This window comes from Streptomyces sp. NPDC002788, assembly GCF_053592115.1.
On sequence record NZ_JBSFVB010000018.1, the window covers coordinates 37,154 to 54,205 of the forward strand.

Genomic DNA, 17,052 nt, shown 5'->3' on the forward strand with positions numbered 1-17,052 from the left:
TCAGCACATGCTGACGTCAGTCGACACTGATCTGATCCGCGTCCTGGCCGACCCGCTCAGACTCCGCATCGTGACCCTGCTCGCCCGAGAGACGCTGTGCACCACCCACCTGGTGGAGGAGACCGGTGCTCGGCAGACCAACCTCTCCAACCACCTCAGAGTGCTGCGCGAGGCCGGTGTCGTCGAGACGGAGCCGTGCGGCCGGTACACGTACTACAAGCTGCGCCCGGACGTCATCGGCCGGCTCGCCGGCCGGTTCGCCGACCTGGCCGAGTCCGCTCGCACCGCCGCCGACAACAAGAGGGCCTGCCCGTGACCCGCAACGCACCGTCCGCGACCCCCGAGGAGCCCTCGGTCGTCGCGCAACTGTCGACGCTCGACCGTTTCCTCGCCGTGTGGATCCTTCTCGCCATGGCCGTCGGCCTCGGCCTCGGCCGTGTGATCCCCGGCCTGAACGACGCCCTCGCCAAGGTCGAGATCGGCGGCATCTCGCTGCCGATCGCCCTCGGCCTGTTGATCATGATGTATCCGGTGCTGGCCAAGGTCCGCTACGACAAGCTCGACGCCGTCACCGGCGACAAGAAGCTCATGGTCTCGTCGCTGGTCATCAACTGGCTGGTCGGCCCGGCGGTGATGTTCGCCCTGGCCTGGATCTTCCTGCCGGACCTGCCCGAGTACCGCACCGGCCTGATCATCGTCGGGCTGGCCCGCTGTATCGCCATGGTCATCATCTGGAACGACCTCGCCTGCGGCGACCGCGAGGCCGCCGCCGTACTCGTGGCGCTGAACTCGGTCTTCCAAGTGCTGGCGTTCGGTCTGCTCGGCTGGTTCTACCTCGACCTGCTGCCCGGCTGGCTGAACCTCGGCAACGGGGAGCACCTCGACATCTCCATGGGGAAGATCGCCCTGAACGTCGTCATCTTCCTCGGCGTCCCGCTGCTGGCCGGGTTCCTCACCCGCCGCATCGGCGAACACAGGCTCGGCCGCGAGAAGTACGAGTCCGGCTTCCTGCCGAAGATCGGCCCGTGGGCGCTGTACGGCCTGCTCTTCACGATCGTCATCCTCTTCGCCCTGCAGGGGAGGACCATCACCTCGCAGCCGCTGGACGTGGCCCGCATCGCGCTTCCGCTGCTGGTGTACTTCGCGGTCATGTGGTTCGGCACGTTCGCCCTCGGCAAGGCCGTCGGCCTCGCGTACGACCGCACGGCGACCCTCGCCTTCACCGCCGCCGGCAACAACTTCGAGCTGGCCATCGCGGTCGCCATCGCCACCTTCGGAGTGACCTCCGGCCAGGCGCTGTCCGGCGTGGTCGGTCCGCTCATCGAGGTGCCGGTCCTGGTCGCGCTGGTCTACGTCTCCCTGGCCTGGCGGCGGAAGTTCACCGCCGGCCGGCAGCTGACGGCGGCACCGCAGGAGAGCTGACGCACGGAGTTACTTCAGCAGCGGACCGCTGCTGGAGCAGACCGCACCGGCACCGGGCGGGAATCGCCGCGGTCGGCGTCCGCGCCCGGTGCGGAGCCGCCGTCCGGCGCCCGGGGGCCGTCCGTCCCCGTACCGGCTCGCCCCGGTGCGGGAGGCGATCCTCGGCGTCAGGTGGCGGCTGCCGGTGCGGCGACCAGCAACTTGCCCATCGCGGCCAGTACGGACGGCTCGACGCGGTAGTAGACCCAGGTGCCGCGCCGCTCGGAGGTCAGCAGCCCGGCCTCCTTCAGTTTCTTCAGGTGGTGGGAGACGGTCGGCTGGGAGACGCCGACATCGGAGATGTCGCACACGCACGCCTCGCCGCCCTCGTGCGAAGCCACCGCCGAGAACAGCCGCAGCCGCACCGGGTCGCCCAGGGCCTTGAACATCCGCGCGGCCGTTTCGGCCTCCTCGGCGGTGAACGGGCGCTCGGTGAGCGGCGGGCAGCATGGCGCCACGGCCTCGCGAGCCTCGGGTTCCAGGAGCGGCAGCACCTTCGTATTCGACATGCGTCTATGTTGACATACGTCGAACCATGAGGTGGGTGCGTTTTGATTTGATGAATGTCTATGTTGACCCACATCGAAACAGGTGCCATGCTGGCAGCACAGGTCATCGACGAATGTCGAAGCAAAGGGGAACTTCCGTGACCGTGTCCATCAACAGCGTGCGCGCCACCGATCAGCTGCCCGTCGTGGTCATCGGAGCCGGCCCGGTCGGCCTGGCCGCCGCGGCCCACCTCGTCGAGCGCGGCCTTGAACCGCTGGTCCTGGAAGCCGGACCGTCGGCCGGCACCGCCGTGCGCGAGTGGGCGCACGTGCGGCTGTTCTCCGCCTGGTCGGAGGTCACCGACCCGGCCGCGGAGAAGCTGCTCGCCCCGAGCGGCTGGACTCGCCGGGACGGCTCCGTGTACCCGACCGGCGGCGACTGGGCCGAGCAGTACCTGCAGCCCCTCGCCGACGTCCTCGGCGACAAGGTCCGCTACGGGGCATCCGTGGTCGGCGTCGCCCGCGCCGGACGCGACCGCGTCGTCGACTCCGGCCGCGACGAACAGCCCTTCACCGTGCACATCCAGCAGGCCGACGGCCGCGAGGAACGGATCAGCGCCCGCGCGGTCATCGACGCCTCCGGCACCTGGTCCACCCCCGCCCCCATGGGTGCCGACGGCCTGCCCGCCCTCGGTGAGAAGGCCGCCGCCGGCCATATCTCCTACCGCGTCCCCGACCTGGGCGACCCGGCCGTACGCGCCCGGTACGCGGGCAAGCGCACCGCCGTGGTCGGCTCCGGCGCCTCCGCTTTCACCGCCCTCGCCCAGCTCGCCGACCTGGCCGGGGAGGAGCCGGGCACCCACGCGGTGTGGATCCTGCGCCGTGGCATCACCGGATCCACCTTCGGCGGCGGCGAGGACGACCAGCTGCCCGCCCGCGGCGCCCTGGGCCTGCGCGCCAAGGCAGCCGTCGAAGCCGGCCGGGCGAGCGCGGTCACGGGATTCCGTACACAGGCTGTGGAGCGGGACGGCGATCGGCTCGTCATCGTGGACGACAGCGGCCGCCGCCTGGACCCGGTCGACGAGGTCATCGTCCTGACCGGCTTCCGCCCGGACCTGACCTTCCTCTCCGAGATCCGCCTCGGCCTCGACGAACGTCTCCAGGCGCCGACCGCACTCGCCCCGCTCATCGACCCGAACGTCCACTCCTGCGGCACGGTCTACCCGCACGGCGTTAACGAGCTCTCCCACCCCGAACAGGGCGTCTACCTCGTGGGCATGAAGTCCTACGGCCGCGCACCGACGTTCCTCGCCATGACCGGCTACGAGCAGGTCCGCTCCGTCACCGCCGCCCTCGCCGGCGACCACGAGGCGGCCGAGCGCGTCGAGCTGACCCTGCCGGAGACCGGTGTGTGCGGTGGCGCCGGCCTGTTCGACGAGCCCGACGTCGCCCAGGACGGCGGCGGGTGCTGCGCGGTCCCAACCCCCTTGCAGATCGGCATCGGTGCCCCGGCCCCGACCGGCGGCTGCTGACGCCGCACCGCGAAGAAGCCGGCGGCAGTGCCGCCGTCGAGTCGCCGTCGGCTTCGGAGAAGGCGTGGCACCGGCGCCCTTCAGGACCGCGACGCCGGATGTTCCTCGACCACGGGTGTGAGTTCTCCGACTCGAAGCTGCCGCAGGGCGCGGTCGACCGTGATGCGTACGTGGTGTGCGTGCTGGAGCAACTGCCCCGCGCTGAACCGGCGGAGGTGTTCACCTCGCCGTCGAACCGGCGGGACGTGTTCGTCTCGCCGTCGAACCGGTGGGCGGACCCGCGCGCGGCTGCTGGACGGGCTGCGGTGGGAGGCGATGAAGGCGGACGTGCCGGCGGGCCTGTGCCGCTCCACCATCCTGTCCTGCAGGGTTGCCGGAGTGGCAAGGGTAATCGCGGTGGACGGTCGCTGCGCCGCATGCTCGATGCGTACCTGCGTCCACGCGCGAACCGAGGAGAAGCCCCCATGCAGCCCGAGCCGCCCGCCGCACTCCGCCACCGCACCGTCGAGGCCCCGGCCGGGCGCCTGCACCTGGTCGAGCAGGGCACCGGCCCGCTGGTCCTGCTCGTGCACGGCTTCCCCGAGTCCTGGTACTCCTGGCGCCGCCAGCTCCCGGCCCTCGCCGCGGCCGGCTACCGGGCGGTGGCGATCGACGTGCGCGGCTACGGCCGCTCCTCCAAGCCTGCGGCGATCGACGCCTACCGGATGCTGGACCTGGTGGAGGACAACGTCGCCCTGGTGCACGCCCTCGGCGAGGAGAACGCGGTGGTCGTCGGCCACGACTGGGGCTCCAGCATCGCCGCCACCTCCGCCCTGCTCCACCCCGAGGTCTTCCGGGCCGTCGCCCTGCTGAGCGTCCCGTACGCGCCACCCGGCGGCCCCCGCCCCACCGACATCTTCGGCCGGATCGGCGGCCCCGAGCAGGAGTTCTACGTCTCCTACTTCCAGGAGCCCGGCCGCGCCGAGACGGAGATCGAGCCTGACGTGCGGGGCTGGCTCGCGGGCTTCTACGCCGCTCTGTCCGCCGACACCATGCCCGCCCAGGGCGAGCCCGACCCGCACTTCGTCGCCCACGGCGGCCGGTTGCGTGACCGTTTCCCCGCAGGCATCCTCCCGGTCTGGCTGACCGAGGACGATCTCGACGTTTACGCCGGAGAGTTCGAGCGCACGGGTCTGACCGGCGCCCTCAACCGCTACCGCAACGCGGACCGCGACTGGGAAGATCTCGCCCCTCACCGCGGCGCCCCGATCAAGCAGCCGTCCCTGTTCATCGGCGGCGCCCTGGACGCCTCCACCACCTGGATGTCCGACGCTGTCGACGCCTTCCCCACCACCCTCCCCGGCCTGACCGCCTCCCACCTCGTGGAGGGCTGCGGCCACTGGATCCAGCAGGAACGCCCCGAGGAGATCAACCGTCTGCTGACCGGCTGGCTCAACACCCTCACGGGCTGAACCGCCAGGCGCGGCCGGGGGCTTCTGTACACGGAACAGTTCGGCCCGCGTACCCAAGCGCAGCGGCGACGGCCGGGTGCTGCGTGATTCGACGACCTGGCCCGCCAGACTGCCGAAACCTCAGGTCAGGGCCAGACGAGGCAATAGGGCTGATGCCCCGCCTCATGCAGCCGATGGCTGAAGTCCTGCCACTCGTGAAGCAGTTGGTAGACGTTGAACGCGTCCCGGGGGCCGCCGCGATCCGGGACCGTCGACCAGATGAAGGCTGCCGCGCCCACGGCTTCCTCGCCGACGCCACGCAGGGGATCGACGACCGTCATGGGGAGCTTGACCACCGCGTAGTCGGGGTGCAGGACGACCAGTTCGAGGGGTGGGACCTTGTGCAGGGGGACGCCCTCGATGCCCGTGAGGACCATCGCGGCCATGGTCTCCGGCTTGATCTTGGTGAACATGCCGTTCATGCCGAGCTCGTCCCCGCCGAGCTCCTCGGGGCGCATCGAGATCGGGACGCGGGCCGCGGTCGCCCCGTCGGGCGCGCCGAAGTACTTGTACGTCACCCCCACCCGACCACCATTCCTGCTCCCCGCTCGAAGATCGTCCACTCGGCGTTCAGTACGTCCGTCTAGCCGCTCCGGTTCAGTCGGCCGACCCTGCGTCTGACGTGTTTCCTGAGTGTCCTCCGCCTCGCGCCGGTGCCTTCCCCGCCGGGCACGTCGAGGACCCAGGTCATCGGTCCCCTCGCCCAGTCCGCCACCGCGATGCATATCTCCACCCGACTGCTTTTCTAGGACGCGTCGCCCCCGCCGCGCAACCCGATCATCGTGTCAGTGACCTCCCCCGCGGCCGCCCGCCGAAACGTGCGCTGAAAATACTGTCCGCAGGACCTTCGCAGCCTCTGACCACCCGGGGCCGTTGCGCCGTGTGTATCAGGGACCAGTCTCGCAGACGCCGGCGGCCCCGGGACCGGGTTGTCCCACGCCCCTCCAGCCCACCCCCCTGGCCTACCCTGAACAGGTCACTGGCACCCGGAGCCCGACAACGTCGGAGAAGGTCGGAGAAGTCGCAGGTCATGAGCGAACTCGCATTTCCGTATGAAGCACCGGCCTCGCAGGCTCTTTTCGACCGTGCGGCGGCCGTCACGCCCGGTGGCGTGAACTCACCGGTGCGGGCCTTCCGAGCCGTCGGCGGCACGCCGCGGTTCATGGTGTCCGGCACCGGCCCCTATCTGACCGACGCGGACGGACGGGAGTACGTGGACCTCGTGTGCTCCTGGGGGCCCATGATCCTGGGGCACGCGCACCCCGAGGTCATCGCGGCCGTGCAGGACGCCGTCGCCCGCGGTACGTCCTTCGGTACGCCCGGTGAGGGTGAGGTCGCGCTCGCCGAGGAGATGGTGGACCGGGTCGAACCGCTGGAGCAGGTGCGGCTGGTGTCCAGCGGGACCGAGGCGACCATGTCCGCGATCCGGCTGGCGCGCGGGTTCACTCGGCGCACCAAGGTGATCAAGTTCGCCGGGTGCTACCACGGGCACGTCGACTCGCTGCTCGCCGCGGCCGGCAGCGGCGTCGCCACCTTCGCGCTGCCCGACACCCCGGGCGTCACGGGCGCCCAGGCCGGCGACACGATCGTCCTGCCGTACAACGACCTCGACGCCGTGCGCCAGGCGTTCCGGGCCCACCCCGGCGAGATCGCCTGCGTGATCACCGAGGCCTCCCCGGGCAACATGGGCGTCGTGCCGCCGGCCGCGGGGTTCAACCAGGGCCTCAAGGACGTCTGCGCCGAGTACGGCGCCCTGTACATCTCCGACGAGGTCATGACCGGCTTCCGGACCAGCCGCGCCGGGTGGTTCGGGGTCGACGGCGTGGTCCCCGACCTCATGACGTTCGGCAAGGTCATGGGCGGCGGCTTCCCCGCGGCGGCCTTCGGCGGGCGGGCGGACGTGATGGCGCACCTGGCCCCGGCCGGGCCCGTCTACCAGGCCGGCACCCTCTCCGGGAACCCCGTCGCCACCGCCGCCGGGCTCGCCCAGCTGCGGCTTCTCGACGACGCCGCCTACGACAAGGTCGACGCCGTGTCGAAGGAGATCCAGGGACTCGTCACCGAGGCGCTGACCAAGGAGGGTGTGGCGCACCGGCTGCAGAACGCCTCCAACATGTTCTCGGTGTTCTTCACCGACCGGCCCGTGCGGAACTACGAGGACGCCAAGGCGCAGGAGTCCTTCCGCTTCACCGCGTTCTTCCACTCGCTGCTCGCGAACGGCGTCTACCTGCCGCCGTCGTCCTTCGAGTCCTGGTTCGTCTCCACCGCGCACGACGAACGGGCCGTGCAGCGGATCGCCGACGCCCTCCCCGCGGCGGCCCGAGCTGCTGCGGAGGCGACGGCATGAGCGACGTGACGAACAACGAGGCCGACAGCGACATCACCGTCGTCCACGTCATGCGGCACGGGGAGGTCGCCAACCCGGACGGCATCCTCTACGGGCGGCTGCCCGGCTACCACCTCTCCGACCTGGGCCGGCGGATGGCCGACCGGGTCGCCGAGCACCTGGCGCCGCGTGATGTGACGTACGTCGTCGCCTCCCCGCTGGAGCGTGCGCAGGAGACGGCCGAACCGATCGCCAAGGCGCACGGGCTGGACCTCGCGACCGACGAGCGGCTGATCGAGGCCGAGAACATCTTCCAGGGGAAGACGTTCGGCGTCGGGGACGGGGCGCTGCGCAAGCCGGGCAACTGGAAGCACCTGGTCAACCCGTTCCGGCCGTCCTGGGGCGAGCCGTACGTCGACCAGGTCGTGCGCATGATGGGCGCGCTGGGCGCGGCGAAGGACAAGGCCCGGGGACACGAGGCGGTCGTGGTCAGCCATCAGCTGCCCATCTGGATCGTCCGCTCGTACGTGGAGCGCCGCCGGCTCTGGCACGATCCGCGCAAGCGCCAGTGCACCCTCGCCTCCCTGACGACCTTCACGTACCGGGGCGACCGCATCGTCTCGGTCGGCTACACGGAACCGGCCCGCGACCTGGTCCCGGCCCACCTCCTCGCCGGCGCGAAGCCGGTCAGGGGTCAGGACAAGGCCTTCGGCGCGTAGGTGCGCCGGCCCGCGCACGGGGTGTTCGGCAGGCGTGTGAGCGCTTGCCGTTCGACCCCTTCTGCTCGCTTACGACTCCTTCGTTACGGAATCTGCGTATTTCAGCGGAACCTCCTCGTTCATCACGTCCTCTCACTGGGTGACCACCAGAGAACGTGACGAATCGGGGATGCAATGCGCCCTCTCTCCCGCAGGGGAATGCTCGGAATCGGCGCGGGTGCCGCGGCCGCCGTCTCGCTCGCCGGATGCGGCGGCCTCACCGGGTCGGACGGGTCCGGCCATGCCGATGGTTCCGCCGGCGACGCCCCGCGGGGCGGGTCGAAGCCGAAGTCCGCCGCCCGGCCGATCGGCGACGGCTCCACCGCTCACACCGGCAAGCAGCCCCACCAGCCCGCGAAGCCCGAGCCGTTGGAGCCGGGTCAGACCCCGCCGCAGTTCGTCGTGTTCTCCTGGGACGGTGCCGGCGAGGTCGGCAACGGGCTCTTCCCGCGCTTCCTGGACCTCGCCCAGGAGCACGGCGCGAGCATGACGTTCTTCCTGTCCGGGCTGTACCTGCTGCCCGAGTCGAAGAAGCGCCTGTACAACCCGCCGAACAACCCGCGCGGCGCCTCGGACATCGGCTACCTCACCGACGCGCACATCAAGGACACGCTGAAGAACGTCCGCCGCGCCTGGCTGGAGGGCCACGAGATCGGCACCCACTTCAACGGGCACTTCTGCGGCGAGTCCCACGGCTCGGTCAAGAACTGGACGCCCCGGCAGTGGCGCAGCGAGATCGACCAGGCGAAGTCCTTCGTGAAGGAGTGGCGCACCAACACCGGCTGGACCGACCTGCCGTCGCTGCCGTTCGACTACGACAAGGAACTCGTCGGCGGCCGTACGCCCTGCCTGCTCGGCCAGGACAACCTGCTGCCCACCGCCCGCGAGCTGGGCTGGCGCTACGACGCCTCCTCGCCCGGCGGCCTCCAGGTCTGGCCGCACAAGCGCCAGGGCATATGGGACCTGCCCCTGCAGCAGGTACCTTTCCCCGGGCGTGGCTTCGAGGTCCTGTCGATGGACTACAACATGCTCGCCAACCAGTCGCTCAACTCCACGAAGGCCCCGGCCCACAACTACCCGGGCTGGCGGCAGCAGTCGGCCCAGGCGTACATCCAGGGGTTCAAGCGGGCATACGAGACAAATCGGGCACCCTTCTTCATCGGCAACCACTTCGAGCAGTGGAACGGCGGCATCTACATGGACGCCGTCGAGGAGGCCTTCAAGCACATCGCGCGGGAGAAGGAGAAGGGCGCGGATGTGCGTCTCGTCTCCTTCCGGCAGTTCACCGACTGGCTGGACGTGCAGAAGCCCGAGGTGCTCGACAAGCTCCGCACGCTGGGGGTCGGTCAGCAGCCGTCCGGTGGCTGGAAGGAGTTCACGGGCAAGGCCTCCGCACCCGGCGGGAGTGCCTCGCGGAACGCCGCCTGAAATGCGGTTTTCCGCCCGCAAGGGGGGTGGGCGAAATCCCTGGAACGGGCATGCGAAACTTTTCACATGAGTGCCGCCAGCCGCGCCCCCCTGCGCTCGAACCGCACCCGCCGTGTCCGCCGGAACGCCGCGCTGACCGCCGGTCTCGCCGCGACCGCGCTGCTCCTCTCCGCGTGCGGCTCCGGCGGCACCTCCGGCGGGGGCGGCAACACCCACTTCGTCACCGGCACCGACGGCATCGCCACGGTCGCCGAGGGCGAGCGCACCCCGGCGCCCGACCTGTCCGGCAGGACCATCGCCGGCAAGACGCTCGACGTCGCCGACTACAAGGGCGAGGTCGTCGTCCTCAACGTGTGGGGATCCTGGTGCAACCCCTGCCGGGCCGAGGCCAAATACTTCGCGAAGGTCTCCAAGGAGTACGCCGGCAAGGGCGTGCAGTTCGTCGGCATCAACACCCGGGACACCTCCACCGGCGCGGCCCTCGCCTTCGAGAAGGACTGGGGCATCACCTACCCCAGCCTCTACGATCCGACCGGCAAGCTGCTGCTGCGCTTCGAGAAGGGCACGCTCAACCCGCAGGCGATCCCCTCCACGCTCATCCTCGACCGGGACGGGAAGATCGCGGCCCGCTCGCTGTCCGCGCTCAGCGAGGAACGGCTGCTGAAGATGCTCAAGCCGGTCGTCGCGGAGAAGTGACGTGAGCGCAGTCACCACGCTCGCCGCGGTCGCGGACCCCAACGGCACGGTGCTCAACGGCGCCCTGCTGGTGGCCCTGCCGATCGCGCTGCTCGGCGGTCTCGTCTCCTTCTTCTCGCCGTGCGTCCTGCCGCTGGTGCCCGGCTACCTCTCCTACGTCACCGGAGTCAGCGGCACCGACCTGGCGGAGGCCCGGCGGGGGCGGATGGTCGCCGGTGCCTCGCTGTTCGTCCTGGGCTTCACCGCGGTGTTCGTCTCCGGCGGGGCCCTCTTCGGGTACTTCGGCCAGACGCTCCAGGAGGAGCGGGGCGTGCTGACCAAGGTGCTGGGCGTCTTCATGATCCTCATGGGCGTCTTCTTCATGGGCCTGATGCCCTGGCTCACCCAGCGCGAGTTCCGTTTCCACAAGAAGCCGGCGACCGGCCTGGTGGGAGCCCCCGTGCTCGGCGCCCTCTTCGGCATCGGCTGGACGCCCTGCATCGGCCCGACGCTGTCCGCCGTGCAGACACTCGCCTTGCAGCAGGGAACCGCCGGTCGCGGGGCGATACTCACCTTCGCGTACTGTCTGGGCCTGGGCGTGCCCTTCGTGCTCGCCGCGGTCGCCTTCCGCAAGGCCCTCGGAGCCTTCGGCTGGATCAAGCGCCACTACGTCTGGGTGATGCGGGTCGGCGGCACCATGATGATCGTGACCGGTCTGCTGCTGCTGACCGGCGCGTGGGACCGCATCGTGCAGGAGATGCAGGTCTGGTCCGACGGCTTCACTGTGGGGATCTGATCGATGAGCAAGACCACCGCCTCCGACCCGGCCCCCTCCGCCGCCGAGGACCAGGACCTGGACGCCGCCGGCTCCCAGCTGTCCACCGCCCCCAAGGAGGAGGCGCCCGGCCTGCCCGCCCTGGGCGTCATCGGCTGGGCCCGCTGGTTCTGGCGCCAGCTCACCTCCATGCGGGTCGCGCTGCTGCTGCTCCTGCTTCTCTCCCTCGGCGCGATCCCCGGCTCGCTCATCCCGCAGTCCGGCCAGGACGAGACGAAGGTCGCCGACTTCCGCGAAGCGCACCCCACCCTCGGGGACGTCTACGACAAGCTCGGCATGTTCCACGTCTACAGCTCGGTGTGGTTCTCCGCGATCTACATCCTGCTGTTCGTCTCCCTCATCGGCTGCATCGTGCCCCGCACCTGGCAGTTCGTGGGCCAACTGCGCGGCCGCCCGGCGGGTGCGCCGAGGCGGCTGACCCGGCTGCCCGCCCACACCACCTGGCGCACCACGGCCGAACCCGAGCAGGTCCACGAGGCCGCCCTGGCCCTGCTGAAGAAGCGCCGCTTCCGCGCCCACCTCGCCGGTGACGCCGTCGCCGCGGAGAAGGGCTACCTGCGCGAGCTGGGCAACCTCGTCTTCCACGTCGCCCTCATCGTGATGCTGGTCGCCTTCGCCTGGGGCCAGCTGTACAAGTCCGAGGGCAACAAGCTGGTCGTCGAGGGCGACGGCTTCTCCAACACCCTCACCCAGTACGACGACTTCAAGTCCGGCAGCCTCTTCACCTCCGACGACCTGGTGCCCTTCAGCTTCAACCTGAAGAAGTTCACCGGCACCTACGAGCGCACCGGCCCGAACAGGGGCACCCCGCGCGTCTACCAGGCCGACCTCAGCTACAGCGCGGGCGCCTACGGCAAGGACGAGAACACCACCGTCGAGGTCAACCACCCGCTGGAGATCGGCGACTCCAAGGTCTACCTCGTCAGCCACGGCTACGCCCCGGTCATCACCGTCCGCGACGGCAAGGGCAACGTGGTCTACGACGACGCCGTGCCGCTGCTGCCGCTCGACGCCAACGTCACCTCCTCCGGTGTCGTCAAGGTCCTCGACGGCTACCGCAACCCCGAGGGCAAGAAGGAACAGCTCGGCTTCAACGCCTTCTTCGTGCCGACGTTCGGCGGCTCCGCCAGCGGCACGATGCTGTCGCAGTTCCCGGCCCTGGACAATCCGCTGCTCGCGCTGTCCGCCTACCACGGCGACCTGGGGGCCGACTCCGGCATCCCGCAGAGCGTGTACCAGATGGACAAGACCAACATGAAGGAGTTCAAGGACTCCAAGGGCAAGCTGTTCAAGAAGCTGCTGCGGCCCGGCGAGACCATGAAGCTCCCGAACGGCGCCGGTTCGGTCACCTTCGGCAAGGACATCAAGGAGTGGGCCGGCTTCCAGGTCGTACAGGAGCCCGGCGGCGGCTGGGCCCTCGCCGGGGCCCTCGCCGCGATCGGCGGTCTCGCCGCCTCCCTGTTCATCCAGCGCCGCCGTGTCTGGGTGCGCGCGGTCAAGGGCGCCGACGGCGTCACCGTCGTGGAGATGGCCGGCCTCGGCCGCAGCGAGTCCGCCAAGGTCCCCGAGGAGCTGGGGGACCTCGCCGGGATCCTCTACGAGCAGGCGCCGGGCGCGCCCGACCCTGACAACCCCGCAGATTCCCCCGACCCCGACCAGGAGCCGGGTACCGAAACTCCCGTACCTGCCGAAGGGGCTGAGAAGCAGTGACTCTCGCCGCCGCCACCAACGAAAACCTCGCGAACATCAGCAATGTGCTGATCTACTCCGCGATGGCCGTCTACACCCTTGCCTTCTTCGCCTACATCGCCGAATGGCTCTTCGGCAGCCGCAGCAAGGTCGCCCGGACCGCCGCCGCGCTCACCACCGGGCCGGAGGCGAAGAAGGCGCCCGCCGTGACGGTGAACCAGGCCGGCGGCACCGCTGTCCTGGAGCGGCCGAAGGTCACCGTGCGTGCCGCGTCCGGCCAGCGGGACGTGCCGGACGGGCCCGGGGCGCACGGCGGGGACGCGCAGGGCGACCTGTACGGCCGGATCGCCATCTCCCTCACCGTGCTCGCCTTCCTGGTCGAGCTGGGCGGCGTCATCACCCGCGCGGCCTCGGTGGAGCGGGCGCCGTGGGGCAACATGTACGAGTTCAACATCACGTTCTCCACGGTCGCGGTGGCGGTGTATCTCGGGCTGCTGGCGCTGAAGAAGAACGTGCGCTGGCTCGGCCTGTTCCTGATCACCTCCGTCCTGCTCGACCTGGGCCTGGCCGTCACGGTCCTCTACACCGCCAGCGACCAGCTGGTCCCGGCGCTGCACTCGTACTGGCTGTACATCCACGTCTCCACGGCGATCTTCTGCGGCGCGGTCTTCTACGTGGGCGCGGTCGGCACGATCCTGTACCTGTTCAAGGACTCCTACGAGAGCAAGCTGGCGAGCGGCGGCAGGCCCGGCACCTTCGCGACCTCGGTGCTGGAGCGGCTGCCCTCCTCCGCCTCCCTCGACAAGTTCTCCTACCGCGTCAACGCGGCCGTCTTCCCGCTGTGGACGTTCACGATCATCGCGGGCGCCATCTGGGCCGGTGACGCCTGGGGCCGCTACTGGGGCTGGGACCCGAAGGAGACCTGGTCCTTCATCACCTGGGTCGCCTACGCCTGCTACCTCCACGCCCGCGCCACCGCCGGCTGGAAGGGCCGCAAGGCCGCCTACCTGGCCCTGATCGCCTTCGGCTGCTGGCTGTTCAACTACTACGGCGTCAATATCTTCGTCTCGGGCAAGCATTCCTACGCCGGTGTGTAGCGCTCCACGCGGCAGCGGTCAGCACTGCCGGTGGGGGTGAACGCCCCACACCGGACGGCGCCACTTCTCAGTGGAGCGGATGGCATCCCGGTGGCGAGCGCTCCGGGAGGCGGTCGGGGACATCCGCCTCAGTCGCCGATGTCCTCGTTCCACAGTTCCGGGTGCTCGACGACGAAGTCCCGCATCAGTTCGATGCTCTCGGGGTCGTCCAACAGGACGATCTCCACGCCGTGTCGAGCCAGCCAGTCGTGCCCGCCCTGGAAGGTGGTCGCCTCGCCGATCACCATCCGTGAGATGCCGAACTGCCGGACCAGTCCGCAGCAGTACCAGCACGGCGACAGGGTGGTCACCATCGTCGTGCCCCGGTACGACCGCTGCCGTCCCGCCGCCCGGAAGGCCGCTGTCTCCGCGTGCGTCGCGGGGTCGTCGTCCTGGACGCGACGGTTGTGGCCGCGGCCGAGGAGGATGCCGTCGGGGCCGTACAACGCGGCGCCGATGGGGATACCGCCCTCGGCGAGGCCGGTGCGGGCCTCCTCGACGGCGGTGGCGAGCCATGCGCGGGCCTGTGCCTGGTCCATGACCTCATCCATGACCTGCCTGGGCCGCTCTGTAACCTGGCCCGGTCGTCGCCGCTGATCGACCTGGGCCCGGAGGGCGGTGCGGGCGGGGTCGGCTGGTGGCTAAGGGAGCGCCCAGATCTGAACCGATCCGTGTCTCCACACGTCTTCGTTGCGCATCCACTCAGCCGGAGCCGAGGCTCCAGAAGGAGGCGTACCGATGAAGGCGCCACTCCCGAGGGCGAGCAGCGGACCCGCCTGGGCGCTGTTGGCAGCGACGACCCTCGCCCCGCTGTCCGTGGGCTGCGCGTCGGTGTCGTCGCCGGACGACGGGGACGGCGCGCGGCCCGCGCCGTCCTGCGCGTACGTCGTCGAGTACGACGGCCGCCGTTACCTGGGCAGGGAGGAGACCGACGTACCCGTGGGGAAGTCGCTCGGTGGCGCCACCCGCCCGGCGTGCGACGACACACCCGGCGACGGTGACGACGGGGAGGGGCCGGTCCTGATGACCGCGTTCGCCGTGCGGGGGGTGGACCCGGTCGTCGCCGTCGCGGTGGCGGAGGACACCGGCCAGTACCGTCTCGTCGTCGCCGACAACGTCGAGGAACTCCCGCCCGAGCTGCGGAAGCTGACCGACCGCTCCTGACGCCCGTTCGGGCCTCAGCCTTCCCTCTCCAACACCGCGTAGTCGGCGAAACTGCGGCGGTAGCGCAGGTGCCGGGTCTCCTGGGTGTGCCTGCGCTGCCACTCCTCGACGTCGGCCGGGGCCGGGCGCGGACCCGAACTCGCCCCGCAGTCCTCCTCCTCTCCCGAGACGCAGTACGCCTGGTACTCCGGCAGGGCCGACGCGTCCTGCACGATCGAGTACGGGACGTACCGGAAGATCCGTCGCCCCGCCGGTTCCCCGGCGTGTTCCTTCCGCTGGTGCTGGCGCAGCAGCACGTTCGCGTCCGTCACGGCACTCCCGTTGAACACGGCCCGCGCCTTGTCCCGGCGGACGGCCAGCTCCTCACACACCGCGCACCCGGGCACGGGCACGGGGGGCCGGCTCGGGTCGGCCGAGAGCCCTTCCCTGGAACGGTCGTTGGCCGCGCGTACGCCCGCACTGAGCCGTTCCTCCAGCGTCGCCACCCGGATCCGCGCCGGGTCCGCCTGCCACTCCCGGCCGCCGCCGACCGGGCGCAGCATCACGTACGGGCCGGTTCTGTCCTGATACTCGCCGACCTTGCGCGTCGCGGGATCGAAGACGAGCGTTCCCGGTTCCATTCCCTGCACCTCCGTAACTCTGGGTGTATCGAGCGTTGCGCAGGGGAATAGGCCGGTTCAATGTCTGACGTGTGACACCGGTGCATTGTCACGGAGGGGGAAGCCGTGAGCCGACGGAACGGCGGGGAGTCGGGGGCGAGTACGGCCGCCGTGTTCGGGGAGGTGCTGCGGCACTTCCGCGAGGCGGCGCTGCTCACGCAGGAAAGCCTGGCGAGACAGATCCCGTGCGACCGCTCGCACGTGGCTCGGGTGGAGGCCGGTACGAGGGTTCCGCAGGACACGTTCGCGAAGGCATGTGACGAACTCCTGGGTACGGGTGGGGTGTTGGCGCGGCTGTGGAGCCGGATCGATTGGTATCCGCAGGTGGAGCATCCCGACTGGTTTCGGCGGCGGGCCGAGATGGACGAGGTGGCCGTCGCCCTGCGGGAGTACCAGGAGCGCGTGATTCCGGGGTTGTTGCAGACGGCGGACTACGCACGGTCGCTGTTCTCCCGGCTCGTAAGCGGTGAGGAGCTGGAAGAGCGGGTGCGGGCCCGACTGAGTCGCCAGCAACGCTTCCTGGCGGAGGGCGGCCCGCTGTACATCGTCGTCCTTGACGAAAGCTGCCTGCGCAATGTGGTCGGCAGTCCCGGCCTGATGCGGGACCAGTGCGAGCACCTGCTCAGCGTCGGTCGGCGGCCCAACATCCGCATCCAGGTCGCCCCCGCCGCCCGCCTCGGTCTGGTCCGCCCCAGCGGCTCCATGTCGCTGATCAAGCTGCCCGACGGGCATGAATGGGTCTACTCGGAATCCTTGGATCGCGGTCATTTCAACGACGATCCGGCCCTCTCCGCACGTCACAGCCAGACCTATGATGTGCTCAGGGCGGACGCTCTGTCAGCGCCCGAGTCCGCCGCTCTGATCAGCGACGTGATGGAGAGGTACGAGCATCGTGAACAAGCCCGAACTCAGCACGGCGGCGTGGATCAAGAGCACCTACAGCGACGCCAACGGCGGCAACTGCATAGAAGTAGCCCCCGGTTTCCCCGAAACCGTGCCCGTCCGCGACAGCAAGAACCCTGACGGTCCGATGCTGCTCGTGGGCCGGTCCGCCTGGTCGGCGTTCACAGCCGCTCTTTGAGCACTATTCGTCGCGCTTGCGCTCGTCCGGGTCCGGGTCCTTGTCCTGATCGAGGGACTTCAGAAACTCGGGGTTGTCGTCGGGCGCCACCCACTGCCGGGGCCGGCCCGCCGCAGGCGTCCGCTTCTTGCCGGCGATCAGCCAGGAGATCGAGCCGACGAGCGGAAACAGCAGCACGAGGATCGCCCACAGCGGCTTGGGCATGTGGCGGATGTCGTCGTCCTTGGTGCTGATGCAGTCGATGAACGCGTACACGCTCAGCACCAACGGCACGAGGAACATCAGTACCCGGAGCATGCGTGGCCTCTCAGCGAAAGCGGTGGGCGGTTC

The 17,052-nt window shown here is 70.0% G+C and carries 18 protein-coding genes and 1 pseudogene; 14 read left to right on the forward strand and 5 right to left on the reverse strand.

The window, feature by feature from the left end; translation table 11 throughout:
• The first annotated feature begins 7 nt into the window (after positions 1–7).
• Together ACWD1U_RS29090 and arsB are read left to right on the forward strand one after the other, a co-directional pair.
• Positions 8–316 (forward strand): ArsR/SmtB family transcription factor, encoded by a 309-nt coding sequence (locus ACWD1U_RS29090; RefSeq protein WP_451111936.1) that lies wholly within the window; start codon positions 8–10, stop codon positions 314–316.
• A complete protein-coding gene (gene arsB, locus ACWD1U_RS29095) occupies positions 313–1,422 on the forward strand; it encodes an ACR3 family arsenite efflux transporter (RefSeq protein WP_451111938.1) in 1,110 nt (369 codons plus the stop codon). Before ACWD1U_RS29090 ends, arsB begins: the two co-directional genes overlap by 4 nt.
• Before the next feature lie 167 nt (positions 1,423–1,589).
• Here arsB and ACWD1U_RS29100 read toward each other — a convergent pair whose 3' ends face one another.
• A complete protein-coding gene (locus ACWD1U_RS29100; protein ID WP_451111940.1) occupies positions 1,590–1,970 on the reverse strand; it encodes an ArsR/SmtB family transcription factor in 381 nt (126 codons plus the stop codon).
• Positions 1,971–2,113: 143 nt separating this feature from the next.
• Here ACWD1U_RS29100 and ACWD1U_RS29105 point away from each other — a divergent pair, with 143 nt between their 5' ends.
• Together ACWD1U_RS29105 and ACWD1U_RS29110 are read left to right on the forward strand one after the other, a co-directional pair.
• The gene (locus tag ACWD1U_RS29105; RefSeq protein ID WP_451112123.1) at positions 2,114–3,481 is read left to right on the forward strand and encodes an FAD-dependent oxidoreductase; all 1,368 of its coding nucleotides are present in this window, start codon (positions 2,114–2,116) and stop codon (positions 3,479–3,481) included.
• A gap of 464 nt (positions 3,482–3,945) precedes the next feature.
• A complete protein-coding gene (locus tag ACWD1U_RS29110; RefSeq protein WP_451111941.1) occupies positions 3,946–4,932 on the forward strand; it encodes an alpha/beta fold hydrolase in 987 nt (328 codons plus the stop codon).
• 125 nt (positions 4,933–5,057) lie between these two features.
• On the opposite strand, the gene ACWD1U_RS29115 is transcribed toward ACWD1U_RS29110, so the two are convergent.
• Positions 5,058–5,495: a hypothetical protein gene (locus tag ACWD1U_RS29115; RefSeq protein ID WP_159670623.1), complete on the reverse strand. Its 438-nt coding sequence runs from the start codon at positions 5,493–5,495 to the stop codon at positions 5,058–5,060.
• Between the two features lie 506 nt (positions 5,496–6,001).
• Here ACWD1U_RS29115 and hemL point away from each other — a divergent pair.
• The 7 genes from hemL (at position 6,002) to ccsB (ending at position 13,779) form a co-directional block, all read left to right on the forward strand.
• The gene (gene hemL, locus ACWD1U_RS29120; protein ID WP_451111943.1) at positions 6,002–7,318 is read left to right on the forward strand and encodes a glutamate-1-semialdehyde 2,1-aminomutase; all 1,317 of its coding nucleotides are present in this window, start codon (positions 6,002–6,004) and stop codon (positions 7,316–7,318) included.
• On the forward strand, positions 7,315–8,016 hold the full coding sequence (locus ACWD1U_RS29125) for a histidine phosphatase family protein (protein ID WP_451111944.1): 702 nt from the start codon (positions 7,315–7,317) through the stop codon (positions 8,014–8,016). Before hemL ends, ACWD1U_RS29125 begins: the two co-directional genes overlap by 4 nt.
• A 174-nt stretch (positions 8,017–8,190) precedes the next feature.
• A complete protein-coding gene (locus tag ACWD1U_RS29130) occupies positions 8,191–9,483 on the forward strand; it encodes a hypothetical protein (protein ID WP_451111946.1) in 1,293 nt (430 codons plus the stop codon).
• A 66-nt stretch (positions 9,484–9,549) separates the two neighbouring features.
• Entirely contained in the window at positions 9,550–10,179 is a 630-nt protein-coding gene (locus ACWD1U_RS29135; protein ID WP_451111948.1) for a TlpA family protein disulfide reductase, read from the forward strand.
• A gap of 1 nt (position 10,180) precedes the next feature.
• A complete protein-coding gene (locus tag ACWD1U_RS29140; protein WP_451111949.1) occupies positions 10,181–10,954 on the forward strand; it encodes a cytochrome c biogenesis CcdA family protein in 774 nt (257 codons plus the stop codon).
• A 3-nt stretch (positions 10,955–10,957) separates the two neighbouring features.
• A complete protein-coding gene (resB, locus tag ACWD1U_RS29145; RefSeq protein WP_451111950.1) occupies positions 10,958–12,703 on the forward strand; it encodes a cytochrome c biogenesis protein ResB in 1,746 nt (581 codons plus the stop codon).
• On the forward strand, positions 12,700–13,779 hold the full coding sequence (gene ccsB / locus ACWD1U_RS29150; RefSeq protein ID WP_451111951.1) for a c-type cytochrome biogenesis protein CcsB: 1,080 nt from the start codon (positions 12,700–12,702) through the stop codon (positions 13,777–13,779). Before resB ends, ccsB begins: the two co-directional genes overlap by 4 nt.
• Positions 13,780–13,907: 128 nt before the next feature.
• Here ccsB and ACWD1U_RS29155 read toward each other — a convergent pair whose 3' ends face one another.
• Complete coding sequence (locus ACWD1U_RS29155) at positions 13,908–14,357, reverse strand: nucleoside deaminase (protein ID WP_451111953.1); 450 nt, start codon at positions 14,355–14,357, stop codon at positions 13,908–13,910.
• 199 nt (positions 14,358–14,556) lie between these two features.
• Here ACWD1U_RS29155 and ACWD1U_RS29160 point away from each other — a divergent pair, with 199 nt between their 5' ends.
• The gene (locus tag ACWD1U_RS29160; RefSeq protein WP_451111955.1) at positions 14,557–14,982 is read left to right on the forward strand and encodes a DUF6281 family protein; all 426 of its coding nucleotides are present in this window, start codon (positions 14,557–14,559) and stop codon (positions 14,980–14,982) included.
• A 14-nt stretch (positions 14,983–14,996) separates the two neighbouring features.
• Here ACWD1U_RS29160 and ACWD1U_RS29165 read toward each other — a convergent pair whose 3' ends face one another.
• Positions 14,997–15,602, reverse strand: a complete 606-nt coding sequence (locus ACWD1U_RS29165; protein ID WP_451111957.1) for a DUF7848 domain-containing protein — start codon at positions 15,600–15,602, stop codon at positions 14,997–14,999.
• A 105-nt stretch (positions 15,603–15,707) separates the two neighbouring features.
• On the opposite strand from ACWD1U_RS29165, the gene ACWD1U_RS29170 reads away from it, so the two are divergent.
• Positions 15,708–16,664: a helix-turn-helix domain-containing protein gene (locus tag ACWD1U_RS29170; RefSeq protein ID WP_451111959.1), complete on the forward strand. Its 957-nt coding sequence runs from the start codon at positions 15,708–15,710 to the stop codon at positions 16,662–16,664.
• Positions 16,618–16,722 (forward strand): annotated as a pseudogene (locus tag ACWD1U_RS29175) (DUF397 domain-containing protein); the annotation flags it as partial. The gene ACWD1U_RS29170 and the pseudogene ACWD1U_RS29175, both read left to right, overlap by 47 nt.
• 3 nt (positions 16,723–16,725) lie before the next feature.
• Here the strand turns inward: ACWD1U_RS29175 and ACWD1U_RS29180 are convergent.
• Positions 16,726–17,019: a PLD nuclease N-terminal domain-containing protein gene (locus ACWD1U_RS29180; protein WP_451111961.1), complete on the reverse strand. Its 294-nt coding sequence runs from the start codon at positions 17,017–17,019 to the stop codon at positions 16,726–16,728.
• Between the last annotated feature and the right edge of the window lie 33 nt (positions 17,020–17,052).